Annotated in this window: 21 protein-coding genes; 8 read left to right on the top strand and 13 right to left on the bottom strand. The window is 72.2% G+C overall.

Annotated features, from left to right (window positions below):
* Positions 1 to 46 precede the first annotated feature (46 nt).
* A complete protein-coding gene (locus ACFZAU_RS13065) occupies positions 47 to 409 on the bottom strand; it encodes a DUF1304 domain-containing protein (protein WP_500552187.1) in 363 nt (120 codons plus the stop codon).
* A gap of 56 nt (positions 410 to 465) precedes the next feature.
* On the opposite strand from ACFZAU_RS13065, the gene recO reads away from it, so the two are divergent.
* The 3 genes from recO to ACFZAU_RS13050 are packed head-to-tail and all read left to right on the top strand — an operon-like array spanning position 466 to position 2531.
* A complete protein-coding gene (gene recO, locus ACFZAU_RS13060) occupies positions 466 to 1212 on the top strand; it encodes a DNA repair protein RecO (RefSeq protein WP_500552186.1) in 747 nt (248 codons plus the stop codon).
* A 60-nt stretch (positions 1213 to 1272) separates the two neighbouring features.
* Positions 1273 to 2112, top strand: coding sequence for an isoprenyl transferase (locus tag ACFZAU_RS13055; protein ID WP_499598843.1), 840 nt, complete (start codon positions 1273 to 1275; stop codon positions 2110 to 2112).
* 47 nt (positions 2113 to 2159) lie between these two features.
* Positions 2160 to 2531: a hypothetical protein gene (locus ACFZAU_RS13050; protein ID WP_500552185.1), complete on the top strand. Its 372-nt coding sequence runs from the start codon at positions 2160 to 2162 to the stop codon at positions 2529 to 2531.
* Between the two features lie 11 nt (positions 2532 to 2542).
* On the opposite strand, the gene ACFZAU_RS13045 is transcribed toward ACFZAU_RS13050, so the two are convergent.
* The 4 genes from ACFZAU_RS13045 to ACFZAU_RS13030 are packed head-to-tail and all read right to left on the bottom strand — an operon-like array spanning position 2543 to position 5667.
* Positions 2543 to 2968, bottom strand: coding sequence for a Fur family transcriptional regulator (locus ACFZAU_RS13045; RefSeq protein WP_500552184.1), 426 nt, complete (start codon positions 2966 to 2968; stop codon positions 2543 to 2545).
* Positions 2969 to 3021: 53 nt separating this feature from the next.
* Positions 3022 to 3915, bottom strand: coding sequence for a metal ABC transporter permease (locus tag ACFZAU_RS13040; RefSeq protein WP_500461565.1), 894 nt, complete (start codon positions 3913 to 3915; stop codon positions 3022 to 3024).
* A complete protein-coding gene (locus tag ACFZAU_RS13035) occupies positions 3915 to 4706 on the bottom strand; it encodes a metal ABC transporter ATP-binding protein (RefSeq protein ID WP_499598839.1) in 792 nt (263 codons plus the stop codon). The genes ACFZAU_RS13040 and ACFZAU_RS13035 overlap by 1 nt, the downstream gene beginning before the upstream one ends.
* A 4-nt stretch (positions 4707 to 4710) precedes the next feature.
* Positions 4711 to 5667, bottom strand: coding sequence for a metal ABC transporter substrate-binding protein (locus ACFZAU_RS13030; RefSeq protein ID WP_500552183.1), 957 nt, complete (start codon positions 5665 to 5667; stop codon positions 4711 to 4713).
* 194 nt (positions 5668 to 5861) lie between these two features.
* On the opposite strand from ACFZAU_RS13030, the gene ACFZAU_RS13025 reads away from it, so the two are divergent.
* Positions 5862 to 7244 (top strand): glycine--tRNA ligase, encoded by a 1383-nt coding sequence (locus tag ACFZAU_RS13025; RefSeq protein WP_500552182.1) that lies wholly within the window; start codon positions 5862 to 5864, stop codon positions 7242 to 7244.
* Positions 7245 to 7338: 94 nt separating this feature from the next.
* On the opposite strand, the gene ACFZAU_RS13020 is transcribed toward ACFZAU_RS13025, so the two are convergent.
* From ACFZAU_RS13020 to ACFZAU_RS13010, 3 genes are all read right to left on the bottom strand, one after another.
* Entirely contained in the window at positions 7339 to 7923 is a 585-nt protein-coding gene (locus tag ACFZAU_RS13020) for a TetR/AcrR family transcriptional regulator (protein WP_499598833.1), read from the bottom strand.
* A 34-nt stretch (positions 7924 to 7957) separates the two neighbouring features.
* Entirely contained in the window at positions 7958 to 8965 is a 1008-nt protein-coding gene (locus ACFZAU_RS13015) for an aldo/keto reductase (RefSeq protein WP_500552181.1), read from the bottom strand.
* 165 nt (positions 8966 to 9130) lie between these two features.
* Complete coding sequence (locus tag ACFZAU_RS13010) at positions 9131 to 10555, bottom strand: MFS transporter (protein WP_500552323.1); 1425 nt, start codon at positions 10553 to 10555, stop codon at positions 9131 to 9133.
* Positions 10556 to 10764: 209 nt separating this feature from the next.
* On the opposite strand from ACFZAU_RS13010, the gene ACFZAU_RS13005 reads away from it, so the two are divergent.
* On the top strand, positions 10765 to 11631 hold the full coding sequence (locus tag ACFZAU_RS13005; RefSeq protein ID WP_500461561.1) for a helix-turn-helix transcriptional regulator: 867 nt from the start codon (positions 10765 to 10767) through the stop codon (positions 11629 to 11631).
* Here the strand turns inward: ACFZAU_RS13005 and ybiA are convergent.
* Positions 11612 to 12199: a riboflavin biosynthesis intermediates N-glycosidase gene (gene ybiA, locus ACFZAU_RS13000; protein WP_500552180.1), complete on the bottom strand. Its 588-nt coding sequence runs from the start codon at positions 12197 to 12199 to the stop codon at positions 11612 to 11614. The genes ACFZAU_RS13005 and ybiA overlap by 20 nt on opposite strands.
* Positions 12200 to 12377: 178 nt before the next feature.
* Between ybiA and ACFZAU_RS12995 the strand changes: the two genes are divergently transcribed.
* The gene (locus ACFZAU_RS12995; protein ID WP_500552179.1) at positions 12378 to 13358 is read left to right on the top strand and encodes a helix-turn-helix domain-containing protein; all 981 of its coding nucleotides are present in this window, start codon (positions 12378 to 12380) and stop codon (positions 13356 to 13358) included.
* Positions 13359 to 13393: 35 nt separating this feature from the next.
* Here ACFZAU_RS12995 and ACFZAU_RS12990 read toward each other — a convergent pair whose 3' ends face one another.
* On the bottom strand, positions 13394 to 13804 hold the full coding sequence (locus tag ACFZAU_RS12990; RefSeq protein WP_500552178.1) for a MarR family winged helix-turn-helix transcriptional regulator: 411 nt from the start codon (positions 13802 to 13804) through the stop codon (positions 13394 to 13396).
* 53 nt (positions 13805 to 13857) lie between these two features.
* Complete coding sequence (locus tag ACFZAU_RS12985; protein ID WP_500461557.1) at positions 13858 to 15270, bottom strand: MFS transporter; 1413 nt, start codon at positions 15268 to 15270, stop codon at positions 13858 to 13860.
* Positions 15271 to 15367: 97 nt separating this feature from the next.
* Here ACFZAU_RS12985 and dusB point away from each other — a divergent pair, with 97 nt between their 5' ends.
* Together dusB and ppdK are read left to right on the top strand one after the other, a co-directional pair.
* Positions 15368 to 16516, top strand: coding sequence for a tRNA dihydrouridine synthase DusB (gene dusB / locus ACFZAU_RS12980; RefSeq protein ID WP_500552177.1), 1149 nt, complete (start codon positions 15368 to 15370; stop codon positions 16514 to 16516).
* 428 nt (positions 16517 to 16944) lie between these two features.
* On the top strand, positions 16945 to 19641 hold the full coding sequence (ppdK, locus tag ACFZAU_RS12975; protein ID WP_500552322.1) for a pyruvate, phosphate dikinase: 2697 nt from the start codon (positions 16945 to 16947) through the stop codon (positions 19639 to 19641).
* Between the two features lie 84 nt (positions 19642 to 19725).
* Here the strand turns inward: ppdK and ACFZAU_RS12970 are convergent, their stop codons facing one another.
* Both ACFZAU_RS12970 and ACFZAU_RS12965 read right to left on the bottom strand, forming a co-directional pair.
* Positions 19726 to 20883 (bottom strand): alkaline phosphatase PhoX, encoded by a 1158-nt coding sequence (locus ACFZAU_RS12970; RefSeq protein WP_500552176.1) that lies wholly within the window; start codon positions 20881 to 20883, stop codon positions 19726 to 19728.
* A 165-nt stretch (positions 20884 to 21048) separates the two neighbouring features.
* Positions 21049 to 21975 carry an oxidoreductase gene (locus tag ACFZAU_RS12965; RefSeq protein ID WP_500552175.1) on the bottom strand — a complete coding sequence of 309 codons (927 nt, stop codon included), beginning with the start codon at positions 21973 to 21975 and terminating at the stop codon, positions 21049 to 21051.
* Positions 21976 to 21989: the final 14 nt, after the last annotated feature.

Genomic DNA, 21989 nt, shown 5'->3' with positions numbered 1-21989 from the left:
TCCGCTCGCACCACGCGCGGGTGACACCCGTGCGTGACGGAGTGCCTCAGCGGGCCGCCAGCACCAGGGCCAGGGCGACGAGCGCCGGGACGGTCTGCACGAAGAGGATCCGGCGGCTCGCGGTCGCGGCCCCGTACAGGCCGGCGACCGCCACGCAGACGAGGAAGAACACCTTCGCCTGGAAGCCCACCGGGTCGGACGCCACCGCGCCCCACACCAGGCCGGCGGCCAGGAATCCGTTGTAGAGCCCCTGGTTGGCGGCGAGCGCCTTGCTCTCCTGCGCGAACTCCTCGGTGGTGCCGAAGGCGGCCCGGGCGCGCGGGGTGGTCCACAGGAACATCTCCAGGACCAGGATGTAGATGTGCAGGGCCGCTATCAGCAGCACGGCGACGGTTGCGGTGATCGACATGGGCCGTAGCGTACGACCCGGGCCGGACCGGTCGCTCCGTACGGGAGAATGGGCGCATGAGTCTGTTCCGCGACGACGGCATCGTGCTGCGCACCCAGAAGCTGGGCGAGGCGGACCGGATCATCACCCTGCTCACGCGCCGGCACGGCCGGGTGCGGGCGGTGGCCCGCGGAGTGCGGCGGACGAAGTCCAAGTTCGGGGCGCGGCTGGAGCCCTTCTCCCACGTGGACGTGCAGTTCTTCGCACGCGGCGGGGAACTCGTCGGCCGGGGCCTGCCGCTGTGCACCCAGGGCGAGATCATCGCCCCCTACGGCAGTCGGATCGTCACCGACTACGCCCGCTACACCGCGGGCACGGCGATGCTGGAGACCGCCGAGCGCTTCACCGACCACGAGGGCGAACCGGCGGTGCAGCAGTACCTGCTGCTGGTCGGCGGACTGCGCACCCTCGCCGCCGGTGAGCACGACCCACGCCTGGTGCTCGACGCCTTCCTGCTGCGCTCGCTGGCGGTCAACGGCTACGCGCCCAGCTTCGGGGACTGCGCGAAGTGCGGGATGCCCGGCCCGAACCGGTTCTTTTCGGTCGCCGCGGGAGGAGTCGTATGCGGCGAGTGCCGCCCGGCCGGAAGCGTCGTACCCTCACTGGAGTCACTGGAACTCCTCGGCGCGTTGCTCGGAGGGGACTGGGAGACCGCCGACGCGTGCGAACCGCGCCACTGCCGGGAGGGCAGCGGACTGGTCGCCGCGTATCTGCAGTGGCACCTGGAGCGCGGCCTGCGCAGTCTGCGTTTCATCGAGAAGTAGCGGTACCCGGCGGCCCCGGCAGCACCAAGTCGTGAGGCACAGGAAGTGGAGAGCAAGGTCATGGCAGTACGCGGGATTCTGAGCCGTCCCCGGCGCGAGTACCGGGCTCCCGACCCGCACCCGTCCGGCGCGCAGCCCCCCAAGATCCCGGGCGAGCTGGTCCCCCAGCACGTGGCCATCGTGATGGACGGCAACGGCCGCTGGGCCAAGGAGCGCGGTCTGCCCCGCACCGAGGGGCACAAGGTCGGCGAGTCCGTCGTGCTGGACGTCCTGAAGGGCTGCCTGGAGCTGGGGGTCAAGAACCTCTCGCTGTACGCCTTCTCGACCGAGAACTGGAAGCGTTCGCCCGACGAGGTCCGCTTCCTGATGAACTTCAACCGGGACGTCATCCACCGCCGCCGCGACGAGATGCACGAGATGGGCATCCGCATCCGCTGGGCGGGCCGCATGCCCCGGCTGTGGAAGTCGGTCGTCAAGGAGCTCCAGGTCGCGGAGGAGATGACCCGCGACAACGACGCGATGACGCTGTACATGTGCGTCAACTACGGTGGCCGCGCGGAGATCGCCGACGCGGCGGCGCGCCTGGGCGAGGACATAAAGGCGGGTCGTCTCGACCCCTCCAAGGTCAACGAGAAGACCCTCGCCAAGTACATGTACCACCCGGACATGCCGGACGTGGACCTGTTCGTCCGCCCCTCCGGCGAGCAGCGCACCTCCAACTTCCTGATCTGGCAGTCCGCCTACGCCGAGATGGTCTTCCAGGACGTCCTCTGGCCGGACTTCGACCGCCGCGACCTGTGGCGCGCGTGCCTGGAGTACGCCTCCCGCGACCGCCGCTTCGGCGGCGCGATCCCCAACGAGCAGCAGCCGGGCGAGGAGAGCGGCGCGGACGGCGCGTAGTCACCCCGCGGTCGCCCACCGGGCGACCGCGGTCACGGGGGAGGGGCATGGACGGCAGGCGCGGTGGCGCGGCGCGAGCGGTGGCCGCCGGGCGCGGCTGCGGCGCGGCGGTGCTCTTCGCGGCCGGCGCCTGCCTGGTGATGCTCGGTTTCCTCGCCGCGATGGACATGGAGTCGGGTCTGGGCCTGCGCGACAACACCGCTCCGCTGGTCGTCTACCTGTGCGCGCTCGCGGCCCTGCTCGCCGCGGGCGGGGTCGCGGTGGCGGTCCGGCGTTCAAGGGCGGCGCGCGGCGCGGCCCTGTGCCTGGCCGCGCTCCTCGCGTGGCGGATGTACACCGTCGGGCCCGTCCTGCACTGCTGGTCGTACGACGCGGTCTCCCGGGCCGACGACGGTTCGTACCTCTGCTACGACCGCTGACCGGCGCGGGATCAGGCCCGCACGGGCCCGCCGCAGCCGGCGCAGTCGGCGCAGGTGCCGAAGATCTCCACGGTGTGGGCGACGTCGACGAAGCCGTGCTCCTCGGCGATGGTGTCGGCCCACTTCTCGACCGCCGGGCCCTCGACCTCGACGGCCTTGCCGCAGACCCGGCAGACCAGGTGGTGGTGGTGACCGCTGCTGCAGCGCCGGTAGACGGACTCGCCGTCCCCGGTGCGGAGCACGTCGATCTCGCCGGCGTCGGCGAGGGACTGCAGCGTGCGGTAGACCGTGGTGAGGCCGACCGAGTCGCCCCGGTGCTTCAGGAGGTCGTGCAGCTCCTGGGCGCTGCGGAACTCGTCGACCTCGGCGAGGGCCGCGGCGACGGCGGCACGCTGCCGGGTCGATCGTCCGCGGACGGGGGGCTTGGCGGTCGTCACCGGTGGCCTCCTACTCGGTCGGGTTCGGTCGGTCATTCTGCCAGGCCGGGCGCTCATACCCGGACGTCGTCCTCGGTCGGACGCGCCGCGGGTACCTCCAGGGTGCACCGTGTCGCGTCCCCTGCGGCACGGCGTGCACGCTTTTTCGCCAGCGGTACCGCCAGCAGCGTCAGCACGACGAACACGCCGATGGCCAGCAGCACGATGGTCGCCCCGGAGGGCACGTCGGCGTAGTACGAGGTCACCGTCCCGGAGAAGGCGACCACCACGCCGATCACGACCGACAGCGCGAACGCCGTGGCGAAACTGCGGGCGATCTGCTGCGAGGCGGCGACCGGGATCACCATCAGCGCGCTGACCAGCAGCAGCCCGACGACCCGCATCGCGACCGTGACCGTGACCGCGGCGGTGACGGCGACCAGCAGGTTGAGCAGCCGTACCGGAAGGCCGGTCACCCGGGCGAACTCCTCGTCCTGGGAGACCGCGAACAGCTGCCGCCGCAGGCCCACGGTGACCAGCACCACGAAGCCGGCCAGCAGGCAGATCGTGGTGATGTCCTGCGGGGAGACGGTGGTGATGGAGCCGAACAGGTAGGTGAGGAGGTTGGCGTTGGAGCCGTTCGGCGCGAGCGAGGTGAACATCACGCCGGCCGCCATGCCGCCGTAGAAGAGCATGGCGAGCGCGATGTCGCCGCGCGTCCTGCCGTACCAGCGGATGAGTTCCATGACGACCGCGCCGGCGACCGACACGGCCGTCGCCATCCACACCGGGTTGGCGCTGAGCAGGAAGCCGAGGCCGACGCCGGTGAGGGCGACGTGGCCGATGCCGTCGCCCAGCAGCGCCTGCCGGCGCTGGACGAGGTAGATGCCGATCGCGGGGGCGGTGATGCCGACGAGGACGGCGGCGATCAGCGCCCGCTGCATGAAGGCGTAGGAGAACAGCTCCATCAGAACAGCCCCGTCCGGATCGGTTCGGCCGCGTGGCCCGCGTGCGGGTGGACGTGGTCGTGGCCCGGCAGCGCGTGCTGCCCCTGGGCCTTCGGCGGGGGCCCGTCGTGGACGACGCAGCCGTCGCGCAGCACCACCGCGCGGTCGATCAGCGGCTCCAGCGGTCCGAGTTCGTGCAGCACCAGCAGCACGGTGGTGCCCACCGCGACCTGTTCGCGCAGCGTCCCGGCGAGCACCTCCTGGCTGGCCAGGTCGACGCCGGCCATCGGCTCGTCCATGATCAGCAGCTCGGGCTCGACGGACAGCGCACGGGCGATCAGCACCCGCTGGTGCTGGCCGCCGGAGAGCGCCTCGACCGGGTCGCCGGCCCGGTCGGCCATCCCGACCAGCTCCAGGGCGTGCTCCACGGCCCTGCGGTCCGCCTTGCGGGGCAGGCCCAGCCTGGTCCGGGCCAGCCGCCCGGCGGAGACGACCTCGCGGACGGTGGCGGGGACGCCGGAGGCCGCGGTGGTGCGCTGCGGCACGTAGCCGATCCGGGCCCAGTCGCGGAAACGGTTCAGCGGGGTGCCGAACAGCTCCAGGGCGCCCGAGGTGAGCGGCACCTGGCCGACCACGGCGCGGATCGCGGTGGACTTGCCCGAGCCGTTGGCGCCGAGCAACGCGACGACCTCGCCGCGCCGCACGGTCAGGTCGACGCCGCGCAGCACCGGCCGTGAGCCGAGCGCGGCGGCCGCACCCCGCATCGATATGACCGTGTCCATTCCAGCCTCCGTACCGGGCTCCGTCATCATGGCCTCACTTCGCGCCCAGCGCCGTGCGCAGGGCCTGGAGGTTGCTCCGCTGGACCTCGAAGTAGTCGCGGCCCGCGGACTTGTCGGTGATGCCCTCGATCGGGTCGAGCACCGCGGTCTTCAGGCCGAGGTCGCCGGCGAGGGTCCTGGCGGTCCGGTCGCTGGCCAGCGTCTCGAAGAATACGGTGCTGACGCCCTTGTCCTCGGCGAGGGTGTGCAGCGTCTTCATCCGGGCCGCGCTGGGCTCGGACTCCGGGTCGATGCCGCTGATCGCCTCCTCGACCAGCCCGTAGCGCTCGGCGAGATAGCCGAAGGCGGCGTGGGTGGTGATGAAGGTGTCCGAGGTGCGGTCCTTCAGCCCGTCCTCGAACCCGGTGTTCAGCGCGTCCAGCTTCTTCACCAGCGCGGCGGTGTTCTTCCCGTACGTTGCGGCGTGGTCCGGGTCGGCCTCGGCGAGGGCCTTGCCGACGCCCTCGGCGACCTGGGCGTAGCGGACCGGGTCGAGCCAGATGTGCGGGTCGGCGCCCGCGTCCTCGTCCTCGCCCTCGTGCCCGGTGTCGTTGTCCCCGGTGGTGTGGTGATGGCCGTCGACCTCGGTGCCGTGGTCCTCCAGCGGGGTCAGTGCGGCGGCGTCGACGACGGTCCTCACGCCGGACTGGGCTATCGCGTCGTCGACGGCGGGCTGCAGGCCCTTGAGGTAGACGATGACGTCGGACTCGCCCAGCTCGCCGGTCTGCCGGGGGGTGAGTTCCAGGTCGTGCGGCTCGGTCCCCGGCTTGGTCAGTCCCGTCACGTGGACGTGCCCGCCGCCGATCTGCTCGGCGAGGAACTCCATCGGGTAGAAGGACGCCGTGACCGCCAGCTTGCCGTCCTGCGCGGTCCCGCCCGCGGTGGAGCAGGCGGAGAGGGCGACCAGCCCGGCGACGGCGGCGAGGGGGACGAGAGCACGACCTATGTTCATGACACCCATTTTCAACAAAACTGGAAACGATTGTCAATTGACTCCGTGGCCGGACCCGGCGGCCCGCCCGACGCTCCCGGACCGTGGAACCGATTTGATACAGGCCCCGCACCCGCCGGTAATCTGAGGTATTCGCCGGACCGCACGCGATCCGGCGGACCTCACCGACCGCTTCGTCGTCTGAAGAGAGCACCGTGGCCGCCGACAAGATCGACACCATCGTCAGCCTGAGCAAGCGCCGTGGCTTCGTTTTCCCCTGCAGCGAGATCTACGGCGGTCAGAAGGCCGCCTGGGACTACGGACCGCTGGGCGTCGAACTGAAGGAGAACATCAAGCGTCAGTGGTGGCGCGCGATGGTCACCTCCCGGGAGGACGTGGTCGGCCTCGACTCCTCGGTGATCCTGGCCCGCGAGGTCTGGGAGGCCTCGGGCCACGTCGCCACGTTCACCGACCCGCTCACCGAGTGCACCTCCTGCCACAAGCGTTACCGCGCCGACCACCTGGAGGAGGCGTACGAGGCCAAGCACGGGCACCTGCCGGCCAACGGCCTCTCCGACCTCAACTGCCCCAACTGCGGCAACAAGGGCACCTTCACCGAGCCCAAGCAGTTCTCGGGCCTGCTCTCCACCCACCTGGGCCCGACCCAGGACTCCGGCGCGGTCGCCTACCTGCGCCCCGAGACCGCGCAGGGCATCTTCACCAACTTCGCCCAGGTGCAGCAGACCTCGCGCCGCAAGCCGCCGTTCGGCATCGCCCAGACCGGCAAGTCCTTCCGCAACGAGATCACGCCCGGCAACTTCATCTTCCGGACCCGCGAGTTCGAGCAGATGGAGATGGAGTTCTTCGTCAAGCCGGGCGAGGACGAGACCTGGCACGAGTACTGGATGCAGCAGCGCTGGGACTGGTACCGGGGCCTCGGCCTGCGCGAGGAGAACATGCGCTGGTTCGAGCACGCCAAGGAGAAGCTCTCCCACTACTCGAAGCGCACCACCGACATCGAGTACCGCTTCAACTTCGGCGGCACCGAGTTCTCCGAGCTCGAGGGCATCGCCAACCGCACGGACTACGACCTCAAGGCCCACAGCCAGGCCAGCGGCCAGGACCTGTCGTACTTCGACCAGGAGGCCGGCGAGCGCTACTTCCCGTTCGTCATCGAGCCCGCGGCGGGTCTCAACCGCGCCATGCTCGCCTTCATGCTCGACGCGTACAACGAGGACGAGGCCCCCAACGCCAAGGGCGTGATGGAGAAGCGCACCGTCATGCGCCTCGACCCGCGTCTGGCGCCGGTCAAGGTCGCCGTCCTACCGCTGTCGCGCAACCCGCAGCTCTCGCCGAAGGCCAAGGGCCTCGCGGCCGACCTGCGCCGCCACTGGAACATCGAGTTCGACGACGCCGGCGCCATCGGCCGCCGCTACCGTCGCCAGGACGAGATCGGCACCCCGTTCTGCGTGACCGTCGACTTCGACACCCTCGAGGACAACGCGGTCACCGTGCGCGAGCGCGACACGATGAAGCAGGAGCGCGTCTCGCTGGACCAGGTCGAGGCCTACCTCGGCGGCCGGCTGCTCGGCTGCTAGGGACCGTCCCGGACGCACGCACGAAGGCGCCCGGCCGACCCCGAGAGGGGTGGCCGGGCGCCTTCGTGCGTGAACGGGCCCGTACGGGCGGCGCTCAGGGCCGCAGACCGCGCAGGACCAGGTCGATGACCGCGGAGAACGCCGCGTCGATGCCCGGGGCGAACCAGTCGCCGGCGTACGCCGGGTCGTGGAAGCGCACGGTGGCGTCCCACACCGCCTGCGCGGCGGCCTCCGGGTCGCCGGCGGCGAACTCCCCGCCGGCCACGCCGTCCCGGACGATCCGGGTGAGCAGCCCGACCATGATGGCGACGTGCTCGGCGACCACGGAGCTGTGCTCGTCGGTCAGCGCCATGTAGGTGGCGAACAGCTCGGGGTCGCCGCCCGCCTTGCGCTTCTTGGCCGCGAACAGCGCCTCCAGCCAGGCGTGCAGCCGTGCGGGCGCCGGGCGGCCGCCGTCCTCCGCGATCGCCGACAACTGCGCGTGGGCCTGGTCCAGCCACCGCTGGGTGACCGCCTCGCGCAGTGCGGCCTTGGTGCGGAAGTGCCGGTAGACGCTGCCGTGGCTGACCCCGAGGGCGCGGGCCACGTCGACCACGGTCGCCTTCGCGGGACCGTAGCGGCGCAGCACCTCTTCCGTGGTCTCGAGGATGCGTTCGGCGGTCAGCGTCTCGGGTGGCATGCTCGCCATTGTCCCAGTACCGGGCCGGTGCCCGTCAGTGCCGCCGCTCACTGTCCAGGTGCGCCATCTGCGCGTGCGGGTAGCGCTCGCCGGCGGCCGCGCCGGCCGGGACCGCCTCCTCGATCGCCGCCAGGTCGGCGGCGTCCAGGGTGACCTCCAGCGCGCCCAGCGCCTCGGCCAGCCGCTCGCGGGTGCGGGCGCCGATCAGCGGCACGATGTCCTCGCCCCGGGACAGCACCCAGGCGATGGCGGTCTGCGCCACGGTGACGCCCCGCTGCTCGGCGATCTTGCGCAGCGCCTCGACGAGCCCGAGGTTGTGCTCCAGGTTCTCGCCCTGGAAGCGGGGGCTCATGGCGCGGAAGTCGTTGCCCGCCAGCTGCCGGTCGCGGGTGAAGTGCCCGCTGATCAGGCCGCGGGACAGCACGCCGTACGCCGTGACGCCGATGCCCAGTTCGCGGGCGGTGGGCAGGATCTCGTCCTCGATGCCGCGGGAGATCAGCGAGTACTCGATCTGCAGGTCGCTGATCGGCGCCACGGCGGCCGCGCGACGCAGTGTGGCGGCGCTGACCTCGGACAGGCCGATGTGGCGCACGTAGCCGGCCTCGACGAGCTCGGCGATGGCGCCGACGGTCTCCTCGATCGGGACGGTGGGGTCGACCCGGGCGATCCGGTAGACGTCGATGTGGTCGGTGCCGAGGCGCTGCAGCGAGTACGAGGCGAAGTTCTTCACGGCGGCCGGGCGCCCGTCGTAGCCCAGCCAGGTGCCGGCGGGGTCGCGCAGCGCGCCGAACTTGACGCTGACCAGGGCGTTGTCGCGGCGGGCGCCGGCGGAGCGCAGAGCCTCGCCGACGAGCATCTCGTTGTGGCCCATGGCGTAGAAGTCGCCGGTGTCGATCAGGGTGATGCCCGCGTCGAGGGCGGCGTGGACGGTGGCGACGGCCTCGCCGCGGTCGGTCTCGCCGTAGAGGGCGGACATGCCCATGGCGCCGAGGCCGAGGGCGGAGACGGTGGGGCCGGTGGAACCGAGGGTGCGGTTCTGCAAGGGGGCTCCTTGGTGGGGAGGGGGAGGTCGGGTGGGGACGCTGACAACAGTGACACATGCACTGACAGATTTCAATATCTGTCAGCACATGTTCCGCCCGTCGCATTCCCGCGGGACCGATCCGCAGGGCCGGCTCGCGGGTCCCGGTCCCCGCCCCGCGGTCCCTCAGGCCACTTCGCCCGGCAGCCGCAGGCTGGCCAGCGCCGTCACCGCAACCGCCGCGAGCTGCACGAGCAGCACCACGACCAGCGCCTGCCGGGTCCCGTGCGAGGGGACGAGGGAGAGGAAGAGGGTGCCGAGGGTGGCCACGCCCAGGGCCAGCGCCGACTGCTGGGTGGTCACCATGACGCCGCTGCCGACACCGGCCCGCTCGCCGGGTACGTCCGCGAGCACCAGCCGGAACAGCACGGGCAGTTGCAGCCCCTGGCCGAGGCCGGCGACCGCGACACCCGGCAGCAGGGCCCACGCCGTCATCCCGGGCTGCCAGCTGCGGGCCACGGTCAGCGCCAGCACGGCGACGCCGACACCCTGCAGCACGCCGCCCGCCGTGACCACGCGCCCGCCGTACCGGCCCACCAGGCGCGGCCCGGCCAGCGAGGCCAGGAAGAACGCCACGGCCATCGGCACCAGCGTGGCGCCCGCCTCCACCGGCCCGTACCGCAGGCCCTGCTGCAGTGCGACCGCGATCACGAACATGAAGCCGCCGAAGCCGATGGAGAACGGCACCAGCAGCGGCAGCGCCCGCCGCATCCCGGCCAGCGCGAAGAGGCTCGGCGGCACGAGCGGGATCCGCCCGGCCCGGTCGGCCCGCCGCTCGACCAGGAAGAACGCCAGGGCCGCGAACGGGAAGACGGTCAGCGACACCCACGTCCACACCGGCCAGCCGGCCGCCCGGCCCTCGGTCAGCGGAGCCAGCAGGGTCACCAGGGACACCGCCAGCAGCAGGGTGCCGGGGCGGTCGACCGGAGTGGGCCGGTCGGAACGGGTCTCCGGCACCGAACGCACCGCGAGCAGCAGACCGGCCGCCGCGACCGGCACGTTGACCAGGAACACCGCGCGCCAGCCGGTGCCCGCGATGTCCGCGGCGACCAGGATGCCGCCCAGGATCTGGCCCGCCACCATGGACAGGCCCGCGGTCGCGCCGTACAGGCTGAGCGCCTTGGCCCTGCGGTGGCCGGAGGTCGCGGAGTGGATGGTGGCCAGCACCTGGGGCAGCATCAGCGCGGCCGCCGCGCCCTGTGCGACGCGGGCGCCCACCAGCACCCACGCGTTCGGGGCCAGGCCGCAGGCGAGCGAGGTCAGGCCGAAGGCCGCCATGCCGGCGAGGAAGAGCCGGCGGCGGCCGAAGGAGTCGCCGAGCCGGCCGCCGAGCACCAGCAGCACGGCGTACGCCACGCCGTAGCCGGCCACGACCAGCTCCAGGACGGCGGCACCGGCGTGCAGGTCGGTCTCGATGGCGGGCAGGGCGACGTTGACGATGAAGAAGTCGATGAGCGGGAGCGCCGCACCCAGCAGCACGGTGAACAGGCCCAGCGGGCCGAGCGCCGGTGCGGCGTGGCCGGGCGGCGCCTCGGCGGCCGGTGGCGTGATTCTCGCGGCCGGCGCCGGGCCGGTGGCGCCGACCCGGATGACCCGGGGCCGCACCTGGGCGCGGGAACCGAGGCCGGCGGAGAGGGATGCTTCGTTGTGATCGGTCACGTATGCCACGATGACCTTGTTCCCAGGGGGGTACCAGAGACCGTTTATCCGGGTATCGCGACCACCTGGAAATGGCCTGGGGAGTCAGGCACCCTGGAGGTATGACGTCTCCCAGCGCCGCCGCGCGGAGCGAGCTCGCTTCCTTCCTCCGCAGCCGCCGTGAACGGATCTCCCCGGAGCAGGTCGGACTCCCGCCCGGCCGCCGACGGCGCACCCCCGGGCTGCGCCGTGAGGAGGTGGCGCAGCTGGCCGCGGTCGGGGTCACCTGGTACACGTGGCTCGAACAGGCCCGCGAGATCCAGATCTCCGCGCAGGTCGCCGACTCCATCGCCCGGGCCCTGATGCTGGACCCGAACGAGCGCACCCACCTCTTCCTGCTCGCCGGGGTCCCGGACCCCAATCCGCGTGCCCAGTGCCCGGGGATGTCGGACCAGATCCGGGAGATGCTGGCGAAGCTGGAGCCGCTGCCGGCCGCGGTCCTCAACAGCCGCACCGACGTCATAGCCCACAACCGCACCTACGGGCGGCTGGTCGACGACCTCGACCGGCTCCCCTTCGAGGACCGCAACATCATGTGGCTGGCCTTCACCGACCCCGCCTGGCGCGAGGGCCTGCCCGACTGGCACGAGACCAGCCGGCAACTGGTCGCCAAGTACCGTGCGGCGATGGCCGAGCACCTGGCGGAGCCCGCGTGGAAGTCCCTGGTCAAGCGGCTGGAGCAGGCCTCCCCTGAGTTCTGCGAGCTGTGGGAGCGGCACGAGGTGCAGGAACCGGAGAACCGCACCAAGCGCTTCCTCAACCCCCGGGTCGGCCTGCTGACCTTCCACTTCACGCACCTGTGGCTCGGCCCCGGCCAGGGCCCGCGGCTGGTCACCTACTCCCCGGCGGACGCCGCGACCCGCGAACGTCTGGACCGGCTCTACGAGATGGCCGTGTCCGCGCCGAGCGCTATGCCGATGCCGGTGTGAGCAGCCGCTGCCGCGCCTCCATGAGGGCGAAGCCCAGCAGGTTCAGGCCGCGCCACCGCGCGGGGTCGTCGGCGCCGTCCTCGTCGGCCGCCAGGCCGATGCCCCATATGCGGTCCACCGGGCTGGCCTCGACCAGCACGCGCGAGCCGGTGCCCAGCAGGTAGTCGCGCAGCGCCGGGTCCTGGCCGAACTTGGCGAGGTTGCCCTCGACGACTAGTTCCTCGCGGTGCCGTTCCCAGGTCGCGTTGTCGAAGCCGCGCACCTGGCGTCCGAGCTTCTTCGCGGCGTGCGGGTGCGGGGCGGCGAGGATGCGGGCGAGGGTCTCCTCGTCCCCGAAGAGGCGGGCCTTGCCGGCCATCATCCAGTGCTCCGCCGTGGCGTAGCCGACACCGTCGACGGTGAACTCCGAGGGCCACCACTGGCTCAGGCAGCCCGCGCCCACGCCGCCGTCGCGCTGCGGCCGGTGGCCCCAGAAGAACAGGTACCTGGCCCGGACGCCGCGCGCGGTCAGCTTCGTCAGCGCCGCCCGGGAACGGGCGTCGCGGGGCTCGGTGATCTGCGTCGTCATGTGCGTGACGCTACCGCCGGGCACCGACAACGGCCCCCGGTTTTCCCCGCCCACCCCCGCGCGGCCTCCGGCGTCGCCACCGCGGACGCCGGACGCCGGCCGCCGGCCGCCGGCGCCGCAGTACCGTGGAGGCCTGCCCCGCAACGCAGGCTCCGCGACCGTTTCAGGGGAGGCCCGCATGGCAGATCGACTCGACGTGGCGTCGCTGGCCCCCGGCGACCGGGCGGACGCGATCCGTGCGTTCTCGTGGTCCGTCAACGGCCGCATAGGGGTGGACCTTCCGGCGGACCCGGATCACCTGCGGGCCGATGTCACCACCAACGCGGTGGGGCCGGTGAAGGTCTCCGAGATCCGCTGGAACGTGGCCGGCCTCCGCCGTGCCGCCGCCCCGGTGGACGAGGACCTGGTGCCGCACGTGCTCGTCCACCTCCAGACGGCGGGGGTCTCCCGCTTCCTCCAGGGGGGCAGGCAGGAGGTGGTGCGGGCGGGGGAGTTCGTGGTGCTGGAGAACGCGAAGCCCTACGAGGTCCTCTTCGACGGCGCGATGCACTCGGTCCTCGTACGCGTCCCCACGGACGTCCTGGGGCTGCGGCCGTCCCTGCTCGAACAGGTCACCGCCGTGCGACTCGGTGCGGAACGCCCGGTCGTGGCTGCCGCGGCGGCGTTCTTCACCCGGCTGGCCCGTGACCGGGCCGCTGCCGGCGAGGCCGAGACCGCCCTGTTCGCGGAGCCCTGCGTCGGCCTGGTCAGGGGCGTGGTGGGCATCCTCCTGGGCCGTGACGACCTGACCGGGGCACCGGTGAACAGCACGCTCCTCCGGCAGGTCCAGGAGTACGTCCGCCTCCACCTGGCGGAACCCGATCTGACGGCCGCACGCATCGCCGCCGAGCACCACGTCTCCGTACGGCAGCTCTACCTGACCCTGTCCCGGGCGGGCATCTCCCTCGGCGAGTGGATGCGCACACAGCGCCTCGAGGAGTGCGGGAGGGAACTGGCCTCGCCGGCACATCAGTTCATGACGATCGAGGCGATCGCCCACCGGTGGGGGTTCGCCAGCGCGCCCCACTTCAGCCGCGTGTTCAAGACGGCGTACGGCGTGAGCCCGAGCGAGTGGCGGTCGCGGCACGCGCCGGGGAGCGCGGACCCCCACCGGCGGTAGTGCCGCGCCGCGGGGCCGCCCACGGCCCCCGGGCCTCAGCCCTGCGCGGGCCCCAGCAGCTTGGTCACCACCCGGTCCAGTACCGCGAGTTCCTCCGGGTCCAGTTCCACCAGGCCGGGCGGGGGAGTGCCCAGGATGCGGTCGGCCTCCCCCGCGGCCGCGGCGCCCGCCGGGGTGACGCTCAGGAGCTTGCGGCGCCGGTCCCGCGGGTGCGGCGTGCGTTCCACCAGACCCCGCCGGGCGAGGTCGTCGACGACGAGCGTGACGTAGGGGCGGTCCGTCATGAGGTCGGCGGCGAGGTCCCCGGGGGTCACGGGGGCCGCCGCGATCCGGCGCAGCGCCTTGACCCGGAAGAAGCTCATCCCGAGGGCGTCGGCGACCTCGCGGCGGCGCTCGTTGCGTTCCAGGACGAGGGTGCGCAGGCCCCGCCACACCCGGGTGGCCATGGCCTCGTCCGGTCGGGACCCGTCCGGTCGGGCCCCGTCCGGTCGGGCCCCGGTCACCGGGCAGCCACCGGCTCGCGGGCGGCGTCCGCGCTGAGCCGCTCGGCGGCGCGCTCGGCGGTGCCCGCGGCCCAGCGGCCCGAGGTCAGCCAGCCGAGCGCCAGGATCGCCACACCGCAGCCGGTGATGATCCACCAGGCCGTGAGGTCGAGCCCGGCGGCGAGCGCGGCACCCATGACCGCCACGCCCAGGGACTGGCCGACCTGCCGGCTGGTCGAGGCCACCGCGGCCGCGACGCCCGCCTGGGTGCGCGGCATGCCGGAGACGGCGGTGTTGGTGATCGGCGCGTTGACGAAGCCGAAGCCGATGCCGAACAGGACGTACGCCGTGAACAGCTTCGCGTCCGAGGCGGTCGCGTCCAGCGCGGCGAACATCACGCCGCTCGCCGTGGTGGCCACGCCCGCCAGCAGCAGCGGCAGCCGCGGGCCGCGGCTGCCGACGATGCGCCCGGACAGCGGGGCGCAGACCAGGGCCATGGCCGCCATCGGCAGCAGGTGCAGACCGGCGTCCAGGGCGGACAGCCCGCGCACGTCCTGGAGATACAGGGTGTTGAGGAACAGGAAGCCGGCGAGGGCGGCGAAGGCGCTGACCGCTATCACCGTCGCCCCGCTGAAGGGGGCGCTGCGGAAGAAGCGCGGGTCGATCAGCGGTTCCCTGCGCCGTCGCTCGTAGAGGACCAGGCCCATCGCGGAGCACAGGGCGAGCACGAGGCAGCCGACGATGACCGGGGAGCCCCAGCCCGCCGCGGGCGCCTCGATGATGGCGTACGTCAGCGAGCCGAGCAGCGCGACGACCAGCAACTGGCCGACCGGGTCGATGCGGCGCGGCCGGGGCGCCCTGGACTCGGGCACGTACAGCGCGGTCAGCACCAGGGCCAGCACGCCGATGGGCAGGTTGATCCAGAACACCGAGCGCCAGCCGACCGTCTCCACGAGCGCGCCGCCGATGATCGGCCCGGCGGCCATGCTGATGCCGACGACGCCGCCCCACGCCCCGATCGCCCGCGCGCGTTCGCGCGGGTCGGTGAAGACGTTGGTGATGATCGACATGGCGACGGGGTTGAGCATCGAACCGCCGACCGCCTGCAGCATGCGGAAGACCACCAGCCACTCCAGGCTGGGGGCGATGCTGCACAGCGCGGAGGCCACGGTGAAGATCACCAGGCCGGTGCGGAAGATCCGGCGCCGGCCGATGCGGTCGGCGGTGGAGCCGGAGAGCATGAGCAGCGAGGCCAGCACGAGCGTGTAGGCGTCGATGGTCCACTGCAGTCCGGAGATGGACGTGTGGAGGTCCCGCCGCATGGCGGGCAGTGCGACATTGAGGATGGTGTTGTCGAGGCTGACGATCAGCAGGCTCATGCAGCAGATCGCCAGCACCAGCAGACGTCGGCCCCGGCTCAGCTCGGGCATCGGCTGTTCGGTCTCCCTTGATCCGGATTGATTGTATGTGTGTAACCATTTCACGCTACACCCAGTGTCCCCCCGGCGATACGCGAGAATGGTCCGCATGACTGCTGACGCCACCGCTCCCGCACTCCGCATCGGCCCGCACACCGTGTGGCCGCCGGTGGTGCTGGCGCCGATGGCCGGGATCACCAACGCGCCGTTCCGCACGCTGTGCCGCGGGTTCTCCGGCGGCAAGGGGCTCTTCGTCTCGGAGATGATCACGACCCGGGCCCTCGTCGAGCGCAACGACAAGACCATGCAGCTGATCCACTTCGACGACGGCGAGAAGCCGCGCTCGATCCAGTTGTACGGGGTCGACCCGGTCACCGTCGGCAAGGCGGTCCGGATGATCGTCGACGAGGACCTCGCCGACCACATCGACCTCAACTTCGGCTGCCCGGTCCCCAAGGTGACCCGCAAGGGCGGCGGCTCGGCCCTGCCCTACAAGCGCAACCTGCTCCGCTCGATCCTGCGCGAGGCGGTCGGCAACGCGGGCGACCTGCCGGTCACGATCAAGATGCGCAAGGGCATCGACGACGACCACACCACCTACCTGGACGCCGGCCGGATCGCCGTCGAGGAGGGCGTGACCGCCGTCGCGCTGCACGGCAGGACCGCCGCCCAGCACTACGGCGGCACGGCCGACTGGGAGGCGATCGCCCGCCTCAAGGAGCACGTCCCGGAGATCCCGGTGCTGGGCAACGGGGACGTCTGGAGCGCCGTGGACGCGGTCCGGATGATGCGGGAGACCGGCTGCGACGGCGTCGTCGTCGGCCGCGGCTGCCTCGGCCGCCCCTGGCTCTTCGGAGACCTCGTGGCCGCCTTCGAGGGCGGCGGCGCCCCGGCCGCCCCGACGCTGCGCGAGGTCGCGGGCGTCATGCGGCGCCACGCCGGGCTGCTGGGGGAGTGGCTGGGCGACGAGGAGCGCGGCGTCATCGACTTCCGCAAGCACGTCGCCTGGTACACCAAGGGCTTCTCGGTCGGCTCGGAGATGCGCCGCAGGCTGGCGATGACCTCCTCCCTCGCCGAGCTCGACGCCCACCTCGCCGACCTCGACCTGGACCAGGAATGGCCGGATGGCGCCGAGGGGCCGCGCGGCCGGACGGCGGGGAGCAAGCGCGTGGTGCTCCCGGACGGCTGGCTGGCGGACCCGTACGACTGCTCGGTGGTCGTCGGTGCCGACGCCGAGCTGGACACTTCGGGCGGCTGAGGACGTTCCGCCGGTCCGGGCCGGGGTCCGGGCCGGGTCCGGACCGCGGGACGAAGGGCGTACGGGCGAGTGATTCTCGCCACGCCTGATAGGGGTGTCGCTCAGATGAGCGGGTGGAGTGTCACCACACCTCTCCAATGACTGGCACTGGGTGCCATCGTTGTCGTGGACACATGGTCAAGCCATCCCTCACGTGGAGTGACCGGTTCCGAGTGTGCCGATCACGTGGCGAGAGCATGTGTTCGACGGTTGAACGCAGCATCCGGTCACCCGGAGGGGCGCCATGACTTTCGATCTCTCGGCGGATGGGTGGTTACGACCGTGTGACCTGGTGATTGACGTACTGCAGCGCCTTCGGGATGGGTACGCTCCCCGCCGTCAGGGCATCCCGGCCGCGAGGAGCGAGTCCCGTGTCGGAAGAACAAGTAATCCAGAAGTTCGTCTACGACTTCACTGAGGGCAACAAGGACCTCAAGGACCTGCTCGGCGGCAAGGGCGCGAACCTCGCCGAGATGACCAACCTCGGTCTGCCCGTCCCCCCGGGCTTCACCATCACCACCGAGGCGTGCAAGGTCTACCTGGAGTCGGGCGCAGAACCCGCGGCGCTGCGCGACGAGGTGAGTGCGCACCTCGACGCGCTGGAGCAGCGGATGGGCAAGAGGCTCGGGCAGGCGGACGACCCGCTGCTGGTCTCCGTCCGCTCCGGGGCGAAGTTCAGCATGCCGGGCATGATGGACACGGTCCTCAACATCGGCCTCTCCGACGCCTCCGTCGTGGGCCTGGCCGCGCAGGCCGGCAACGAGCGCTTCGCCTGGGACTCCTACCGGCGCCTCATCCAGATGTTCGGCAAAACCGTGCTGGGCGTCGACGGCGAGCTCTTCGAGGACGCCCTGGAGGACGCCAAACGCGCCAAGGGCACCCACGACGACCTCGACCTGGACGCCGCCGACCTGCGGGCCCTGGTCGACCGGTTCAAGGCCGTCGTCTCCAAGGAGACCGGGCGGGACTTCCCGCAGGACCCGCGCGAGCAGATGGACCTGGCCGTCCGCGCCGTCTTCGACTCGTGGAACGGCGAGCGCGCCAAGCTCTACCGCCGCCAGGAGCGCATCCCCGGCGACCTCGGCACGGCCGTCAACGTCTGCTCCATGGTCTTCGGCAACCTCGGCTCCGACTCCGGCACCGGCGTCGCCTTCACCCGCGACCCCGCCACCGGCCACCAGGGCGTGTACGGCGACTACCTGTGCAACGCGCAGGGCGAGGACGTCGTGGCGGGCATCCGCAACACCGTGCCGCTCGCCGAACTGGAGCAGCTGGACAAGACGTCCTACGACCGGCTGATGCAGATCATGGAGACCCTCGAGACGCACTACAAGGACCTGTGCGACATCGAGTTCACCATCGAGCGCGGCAAACTGTGGATGCTGCAGACCCGCGTCGGCAAGCGCACCGCGGCCGCCGCCTTCCGCATCGCCACCCAGCTGGTCGACCAGGGCCTGATCGACGAGGCCGAGGCGCTGCAGCGGGTCAACGGCGCGCAGCTGGCGCAGTTGATGTTCCCGCGCTTCGACGAGAAGGCCAAGGCCGAGCGGATCGGCTGGGGCATCGCCGCATCGCCGGGCGCCGCGGTCGGCAAGGCCGTCTTCGACTCGTACACCGCCGTGAAGTGGTCGCGCTCGGGCGAGCAGGTCATCCTCATCCGCCGCGAGACCAACCCCGACGACCTCAACGGCATGATCGCCGCCGAGGGCATCCTCACCTCCCGGGGCGGCAAGACCTCGCACGCCGCCGTCGTCGCCCGCGGCATGGGCAAGACCTGCGTGTGCGGCGCGGAGGAGCTCGAGGTCGACACCAAGCGCCGCCGGATGACGGCCCCGGGCGGGGTGGTCATCGAGGAGGGCGACGTCATCTCCATCGACGGCTCCTCGGGCAAGGTCTACCTCGGCAAGGTGCCGGTCGTGCCGTCCCCGGTCGTGGAGTACTTCGAGGGCCGCATGCACGCCGGCGCCGACGACGCCGACGAGCTGGTGCGGGCCGTGCACCGGATCATGGCGTACGCGGACCGGGTCCGCCGGCTGCGGGTGCGCGCCAACGCCGACAACGCCGAGGACGCCTCGCGCGCCCGGCGCTTCGGCGCCCAGGGCATCGGCCTGTGCCGCACCGAGCACATGTTCCTCGGCGAGCGCCGCGAACTGGTGGAGCGGCTGATCCTCGCCGACACCGAATCCGAGCGCGACAAGGCGCTCTCCGCGCTGCTGCCGCTGCAGAGGTCCGACTTCGTCGAGCTGTTCGAGGCGATGGACGGGCTGCCGGTCACCGTGCGCCTGCTGGACCCGCCGCTGCACGAGTTCCTGCCCGACATCACCGAGCTGTCGGTGCGCGTGGCCCTCGCCGAGGCGCGCAAGGACGCCAACGAGAACGACCTGCGGCTGCTGCAGGCCGTCCACAAGCTCCACGAGCAGAACCCGATGCTGGGTCTGCGCGGCGTGCGCCTCGGGCTGGTCGTCCCCGGGCTGTTCGCCATGCAGGTGCGGGCCATCGCCGAGGCCGCCGCCGAACGCAGGAACGCCAAGGGCGACCCGCGGGCCGAGATCATGATCCCGCTGGTGGGCACCGTCCAGGAGCTGGAGATCGTCCGCGAGGAGGCCGGGACCGTCATCGCCGAGGTCGAGACCGCCACGGGCACCGAACTCGGCCTCACCCTCGGCACGATGATCGAGCTGCCCCGCGCCGCCCTGACCGCCGCCCAGATCGCCGAGGCCGCCGAGTTCTTCTCCTTCGGCACCAACGACCTGACGCAGACGGTCTGGGGCTTCAGCCGCGACGACGTCGAGGCGAGCTTCTTCACCGCCTACCTGGAGAAGGGCATCTTCGGCGTCTCCCCGTTCGAGACCATCGACAAGGACGGCGTCGGCTCCCTCGTCCGCTCCGCCGCCGAGGCCGGCCGCGCCACCCGGCCCGGCCTCAAGCTCGGCGTGTGCGGCGAGCACGGCGGCGACCCCGAGTCCGTCCACTTCTTCCACGAGGTGGGCCTGGACTACGTCTCCTGCTCCCCGTTCCGCATCCCCGTCGCCCGCCTGGAGGCGGGCCGGGCCGCGGCGCAGGGCAGGCGCGGCGACAGCCGGTAACCCCGGCCCGGAAGACCATCTCCCACCCTCACCGGGGGCGGCACCTTTGTGCGAAGGTGCCGCCCCCGCTTCCGTTCCGCCCGGTCACGACCGGAACGGGCCGCGGACCTCGTAGGTGATGCCGCCGGACGAACTGCCGCTCGTGCCGCGCTGGGAGGAGAAGTACAGCCGGGTGCCGTCGGGGGAGAAGGCGGGGCCGGTGACCTCGGAGGCGGACTGGCCGCTGACCCGCAGGAACGGCGAGACGACGTCGGCCGGGGTGATCAGGCAGATCTCCATGGAGCCGCCGTCCTCGGCGACGTAGAGGTCGCCGGAGGAGCTGCCGGTGATGTTGTCCACGCCGGTCAGCGGGGCGGTGCCGGAGACCAGGGAGTCGTCGTACGCCAGCGCGTAGGTGCCGGCGGCCAGGTCGAGCCGCCAGACGCGGTTGTCGCCCTTGGTGGTGAACCAGACGGCGTCGTCGGCGTAGTGGCAGCCCTCGCCGCCGTTGAACCGCTTCGCGCCGGAGACCTGGCTGCGGGTGGCGGTCGGGGAGCCGTCGGGGTCGGGCACGTTCGCCCAGCCGAAGGAGCCCGACGCGGCGCTGCCGGCCACCAGCACATGCAGGGTCCCGGCGGACAGGTCGCCCCAGGTGGCCGGGACGAAGCGGTAGAAGCAGCCGTTGGTCTCGTCCTCGGTCAGGTAGACCACCCTGCGCACGGGGTCGGCGGCGGCCGCCTCGTGCTTGAACCGGCCCATGGCGTCGCGGCGGACGGCCGCCTGCACGCCGCGGGGGTCGGTCTCGTAGACGTAGCCGAGGCTGACCTCCTCGCAGGACAGCCAGCTGTTCCACGGCGTGCGGCCGCCGGCGCAGTTCTGCCGGGTGCCGGACAGGACGCGGTAGGCGCCCGTGACGTTGCCGGAGGAGTTGAAACGGACCGCGCTCGCACCGCCGTTCGGGTTGACCTCCGAGTTGGACACGTAGATCCAGCCGGTGCCGTCGGCGAAGCACGCGCCGCCGTCGGGCGCGCTGTGCCAGGTGTACGAGGTGCCCGAGACGGTCTGGCCGGAGCGGGCGATCACACGGCTGCTGAAACCACCGGGCAGGGCGATGCCGTTGGCGTCGGGCGCCAGCAGCGCGCCGTAGGGGCCGGTACCGGGCTGGGCGGGTGCGGCGTAGACCGCCCCGCGCATCAGGGTGCCGCCGAAGGCGGCCGCCGAGCTGCCGACCACCGCTCCGCGCAAGAAGGTTCGACGTTCCACGATCACTCCAGGGACGACGGGTGGCCCGCCCGGACCCAACGCCGCGGGCGGGTCGCGCACCGGAAGGCTAGGGCGCGCCCCTTGACGGCGGTGCCAACGCAGTGTGAACCCTCTGCTACGGTCTGTCGGATTCACCGTCATGGCAGAGGCACGCGGACGCCCGGCTCACCCTGCCGCGGGCAGCCCGTAGCGGACACCCGTGAGCTGCTCGGAGGCCGCCCACAACAGCTCGCCCGACCGGTCGTCGCGGGTCCACGGGGCGCGCCAGGAGGGAACGGGGGAGCCGCGCCACCCCTGGAATCGGGGGCCGGTGAAGGAGTCGGGGCGTACGCCGGGGGCCGTGGCGGCGTACAGCAGCGGGAGCGCGCCGGCATCCGCGGACTGGGCGATCACCCGGTTCCCGAGGTCGATCACACGCTCGACGGTCCGGCGGTTCTCCATGCGGGCGGCACGGGTCTGCAACGCCGTGCGCGCGTAACCCGGGTGCGCCGCCGCGGCGACGGTGCCCGCGCCGGCGGCGGCCAGCCGCCGGGACAACTCGTGGACGAAGAGCAGGTTGGCGCTCTTGGAACGGGCGTACGCGATCCAACGGCGGTAGTGGCGCTCGCTGTTGAGGTCGCCGGGGTCGATGGTGGCGACCACGTGGACGACGCTGGAGACGGAGACGACCCGGGCGCCCGGGGCGGCCAGCAGGCGCGGCAGCAGCAGCCCGGTGAGGGCGAAGTGGCCGAGGTGGTTCACGCCCATCTGGGTCTCGAAGCCGTCGGCGGTGGTGCCGTACGGCAGGGCCATCACACCGGCGTTGTTGACCAGCAGGTCGAGGCCGGCGCCGTCGTACCCGGCGGCGAAGGCGCGCACCGAGGACAGGTCCCCCAGGTCGAGGTGGCGGTACCCGGCGCGGGCGCCCCGCACCTCGGCCTTCAGCCGTTCGACGGCCTCCTTGCCGCGCCTCTCGCTGCGGCAGGCGAGCAGCACCCGCGCTCCCCTGCGGGCGAGTTCGCGGGCGGTGCAGTAGCCGATGCCACTGTTCGCGCCGGTGACGACGGCCGTGCGGCCGCTCTGGTCCGGGATGTCGTTCGCGGTCCACACCATGCGCGCCAGCGTAG

It is taken from the genome of Streptomyces sp. NPDC008238 (assembly GCF_042956445.1).
In the GTDB taxonomy this organism is placed as follows: Bacteria; Actinomycetota; Actinomycetes; order Streptomycetales; family Streptomycetaceae; genus Actinacidiphila.
Note: the sequence above shows the minus strand (reverse complement) of the source record. Positions and strands in the feature narration are given on the sequence as shown.

Excerpts from the sequence above, each read along its gene's own strand:
- ACFZAU_RS12995 (WP_500552179.1), top strand. The coding sequence starts at position 12,378 with ATGGCAGATCGACTCGACGTGGCGTCGCTGGCCCCCGGCGACCGGGCG.
- ACFZAU_RS13030 (WP_500552183.1), bottom strand. The coding sequence starts at position 5,667 with ATGAACATAGGTCGTGCTCTCGTCCCCCTCGCCGCCGTCGCCGGGCTG.
- ACFZAU_RS13065 (WP_500552187.1), bottom strand. The coding sequence starts at position 409 with ATGTCGATCACCGCAACCGTCGCCGTGCTGCTGATAGCGGCCCTGCAC.
- dusB (WP_500552177.1), top strand. The coding sequence starts at position 15,368 with ATGACTGCTGACGCCACCGCTCCCGCACTCCGCATCGGCCCGCACACC.
- ybiA (WP_500552180.1), bottom strand. The coding sequence starts at position 12,199 with ATGACGACGCAGATCACCGAGCCCCGCGACGCCCGTTCCCGGGCGGCG.
- ACFZAU_RS12965 (WP_500552175.1), bottom strand. The coding sequence starts at position 21,975 with ATGGTGTGGACCGCGAACGACATCCCGGACCAGAGCGGCCGCACGGCC.
- ACFZAU_RS12990 (WP_500552178.1), bottom strand. The coding sequence starts at position 13,804 with ATGGCCACCCGGGTGTGGCGGGGCCTGCGCACCCTCGTCCTGGAACGC.
- ACFZAU_RS13005 (WP_500461561.1), top strand. The coding sequence starts at position 10,765 with ATGACGTCTCCCAGCGCCGCCGCGCGGAGCGAGCTCGCTTCCTTCCTC.
- ACFZAU_RS13040 (WP_500461565.1), bottom strand. The coding sequence starts at position 3,915 with ATGGAGCTGTTCTCCTACGCCTTCATGCAGCGGGCGCTGATCGCCGCC.
- recO (WP_500552186.1), top strand. The coding sequence starts at position 466 with ATGAGTCTGTTCCGCGACGACGGCATCGTGCTGCGCACCCAGAAGCTG.
- ACFZAU_RS13050 (WP_500552185.1), top strand. The coding sequence starts at position 2,160 with ATGGACGGCAGGCGCGGTGGCGCGGCGCGAGCGGTGGCCGCCGGGCGC.
- ACFZAU_RS13020 (WP_499598833.1), bottom strand. The coding sequence starts at position 7,923 with ATGCCACCCGAGACGCTGACCGCCGAACGCATCCTCGAGACCACGGAA.
- ACFZAU_RS12985 (WP_500461557.1), bottom strand. The coding sequence starts at position 15,270 with ATGCCCGAGCTGAGCCGGGGCCGACGTCTGCTGGTGCTGGCGATCTGC.
- ACFZAU_RS13055 (WP_499598843.1), top strand. The coding sequence starts at position 1,273 with ATGGCAGTACGCGGGATTCTGAGCCGTCCCCGGCGCGAGTACCGGGCT.
- ACFZAU_RS13035 (WP_499598839.1), bottom strand. The coding sequence starts at position 4,706 with ATGATGACGGAGCCCGGTACGGAGGCTGGAATGGACACGGTCATATCG.